Consider the following 3,486-nt stretch of genomic DNA (forward strand, 5'->3'; position numbering starts at 1 on the left):
AATTTGAAATATAATAAAGAATTTGAAGGAAGGAGAGCATGATTTTTACATTTAAAAAATATAAATTAAAAAATTCGTAAATTTCATGCAGAGAAATGGCTTTTTATAATAATAATTATTATGAGAATAATAGAACAAGAGCAAATAGAAAAATTATTCTTCGTGGTATAACTTTTCTTTTGGTAGTATTTATTGCGATATTTAATGTTGTGATTTTGTTTTCAAGAAAAGTAGACAAACTTATAACTGCTGATATTCAAGTGGAGACAGTAAAATTACAAAATGCAATCAAAAAGTTTAATGAAGTTACAGGATCAAATCCTAAATTAGCAGGTCTTGAGGATAGTTTACAAAATGTAAAAAGTTCAGATGGAAAATATAATTTTGAAACTTTTTATGGAAGGGATAAAATTTATGAAATTCCTGAAAGCATAAAGGATTCAAGAGAAAGAAGCAATAGAATTGTAACAAAAAAAGATAAAAAAGGTGGATGGGTTTACGATCAATTAAAAGGAACAATTTCACCAAATATTTAATAATACAAAATGAAAATGGGGGAGTTGAAAGAAACTTAGTTAGAAAGAAGATTAGGAAAAAATGAAATTTTCAAGTTTAGGAAGTGGAAGTAGCGGAAACTCCAGCTATATTGAAATGGGAAACAAGAAATTTCTTATAGATGCAGGATTTAGTGGAAAAAAAATTGTAGAAAAATTGAACAATATTGAAAAAAGGATTGAGGATGTAATGGGGATATTTGTGACACATGAGCATTCTGACCATATTCAAGGGCTTGGAGTTATATCAAGAAAATACGATATTCCAATTTATCTTCATGAAGTGACTTATAATGTAATTAAGGACAGAATTGGAAAAATTGAGAAAAAAAATTTAAATTTTATAAGAGATGAAAAAATTGTTATTGACAATTGCGTGATAAATAACTTTGAAGTAATGCACGATGCTGAAAAGTGCTTGGGATATACATTTGAATACGAAGGGAAAAAATTGTCCTATGCAAGTGATGTTGGCTGTGTAAACAATATTATTAAGGAAAATTTGAAAAATAGTGATGTAATTGTGCTTGAAAGTAATTATGACTATAATATGCTAATGACAGGGCCTTATCATTGGGAACTGAAAAATCGTGTGAAGGGAAGAAATGGACATTTGTCAAATGCAGAAGCATCAAAGCTGATTGGGCAGGTGCTTTGCGAGAAACTGAAAAAGGTTTATTTAATGCATATAAGCAAGGATAATAACACGCCAGAGCTGGCTTATAATTCGCTGTATCAAATTTTGGAGCGAGAAAATAAAAGCCATTTGGAAATTGAAATTATTAACGAAGAGGGAACAGAAATTTATAAAATATAGAATATTAGAATAAAGAATAAGGAAAAAAGTTATGTGGAATGACTTAAAGCTGGAAATCGACATTTGTACTAAATGTATATTAGAAAAAACGAGAATTAATCCAATTGTTGGTGAAGGGAATAAAAAGGCAGAAATTTTATTTGTACTGGATAGCATAAGTGAGGAAGAGGATGTAAAGCAGAAACTTTTGATTGACAGAAATGGAAAATATTTTAAAAAATTTTTGGAGTATTCAAAGCTCGATTTGAAGAAATGTTATTTTACAACTCTCACAAAATGCAGCTCACATGGTAATTTAATCGAGAAAGACAGTATTATAAAGTGTAATGAGTTTCTTGTAGCACAAATTGCCTTAATTAATCCAAAGTACATTGTAACAGTTGGAGAAAGGGCAACTAAATCACTTTTAGAAGATGTAGAAAAAGAGGATATAAAAGATTTAGTGGGTAAAGTGTTTGATTTTTATGGAGAAATTAAGGTTGTACCGATTTACGATATTTCTTATTTGTTTAAAGCGACAGATAAGGAAAAATGGAAATTAATAAAAATTTTGGAAAAATTATAAAATAAGAAAGGAAATAAAATAAGAATGATAGGAATAGGAATTGTAGGATTACCAAACGTAGGAAAATCAACATTATTTAACGCGATAACAAAAACACAGAATGCAGAGGCGGCAAACTATCCATTTGCAACAATTGAGCCAAATGTAGGGCTTGTAAGCGTGCCAGATCCACGTTTAAAAGATTTGGAGAAAGTAGTTAATCCAGAAAGAACGGTTGGAGCGACAGTTGAATTTGTAGATATTGCAGGACTTGTAAAAGGTGCATCAAAAGGGGAAGGACTAGGAAACCAGTTTTTATCAAATATTAGAAATACAGCTGCAATTTGTCAAGTTGTAAGATGTTTTGACGATGACAATATTATTCACGTGGAAGGAAGCGTTGGTCCTATAAGAGATATTGAAACGATTAATGCAGAATTGATTTTTGCTGACTTAGACACGGTTGAAAGGGCAATTCAGAAAAATCAGAAACTGGCTCGTGGAGGAAACGCAGAAGGGAAAGAATTAGTCGCAGTTCTTGAAAGATGTAAAGTTCATCTGGAAGAATTTAAACTATTAAAAACATTGGAATTTACCCAAAGAGAAGAAGAATTGATAAAAGTTTATCAATTTTTGACAATAAAGCCAATGATGTTTGCTGCAAATATTTCGGAAGAAGACTTGACAGCTGGAATTGAAAATGATTACGTAAAAAAAGTGCGTGAATTTGCAAAACAGTACGACAGCGAAGTGGTAACCTTTTCAGCAAAAGTAGAAGCAGAATTAATCGAAATAGAAGATGAAGAAGAAAGACAAATGTTCATTGACGAATTAGGAATAAAAGAACCAAGCCTAAACAGACTAATTAGAGCAGGATTCAAATTATTAGGACTAATCACATACTTTACAGCTGGAGTAAAGGAAGTAAGAGCATGGACAATAAAACAAGGAACAAACGCTCAAAAATCTGCCAGTGAAATTCATACAGACATTGAAAAAGGATTTATCAGAGCAGAAGTAGTGTCTTTCGACAAATTCATCGAATTAAACGGATGGAACGGTGCAAAAGAAAAAGGTGCAATGAGACTGGAAGGAAAAGAGTACATTGTGCAAGATGGGGATGTAATGTTCTTCAGATTTAATGTTTAAGAAAATATTTATTAATTTTAGAAGCTCTTTTTTAAGTTTGTTGCTTTTTAAAGGGCTTTTTTAAATTATTTAGGAGATTAAAATGAAAAAATTTGAGATTTTTGTTAAACTATTTACAATACTGCTAGTTATTTTTTGTTTTGAAAGTTATTTTAAAGGAGAAATTATACAAAAAACTTCTATGGATATAAATGAATACTATTATCTTGAAAGTGGACCCGATCCTTTTTATTCAGTATTTATATGTGAGTCAAAAGGTAATAAAGTTAATTTGGATTGTTTTGTTGTAGAAGAAATTTCAAATCAAAATAAAGATTATTTAATAGGAAAAATGGAAAATAACCAATATTTTTATATTAATTATTCAGATAACAATAAAAAGAAATTTAATTTAACAAAAGAAGAGATAGAAAAAACTTTTT

At 29.7% G+C, this 3,486-nt stretch carries 5 protein-coding genes; all 5 read left to right on the plus strand.

All coding sequences use genetic code 11. From position 1 onward, the window contains the following. Positions 1–95: 95 nt before the first annotated feature. Positions 96–536, plus strand: coding sequence for a competence protein ComE (locus Q0370_RS00315; RefSeq protein WP_299570522.1), 441 nt, complete (start codon positions 96–98; stop codon positions 534–536). 61 nt (positions 537–597) lie between these two features. Beyond that, the gene (locus Q0370_RS00320) at positions 598–1,371 is read left to right on the plus strand and encodes an MBL fold metallo-hydrolase (protein WP_299570524.1); all 774 of its coding nucleotides are present in this window, start codon (positions 598–600) and stop codon (positions 1,369–1,371) included. A gap of 31 nt (positions 1,372–1,402) precedes the next feature. Beyond that, positions 1,403–1,936 (plus strand): uracil-DNA glycosylase, encoded by a 534-nt coding sequence (locus tag Q0370_RS00325; RefSeq protein WP_299570526.1) that lies wholly within the window; start codon positions 1,403–1,405, stop codon positions 1,934–1,936. A 24-nt stretch (positions 1,937–1,960) separates the two neighbouring features. Continuing rightward, positions 1,961–3,064 carry a redox-regulated ATPase YchF gene (gene ychF, locus Q0370_RS00330; protein ID WP_299570528.1) on the plus strand — a complete coding sequence of 368 codons (1,104 nt, stop codon included), beginning with the start codon at positions 1,961–1,963 and terminating at the stop codon, positions 3,062–3,064. An 82-nt stretch (positions 3,065–3,146) separates the two neighbouring features. After that, positions 3,147–3,486: hypothetical protein (locus Q0370_RS00335; protein WP_299570531.1), on the plus strand; the 340-nt coding region annotated here is incomplete at its 3' end.

It is taken from the genome of uncultured Leptotrichia sp., from assembly GCF_938036635.1.
GTDB classification, from domain to species: Bacteria; Fusobacteriota; Fusobacteriia; order Fusobacteriales; family Leptotrichiaceae; genus Leptotrichia; species Leptotrichia hongkongensis.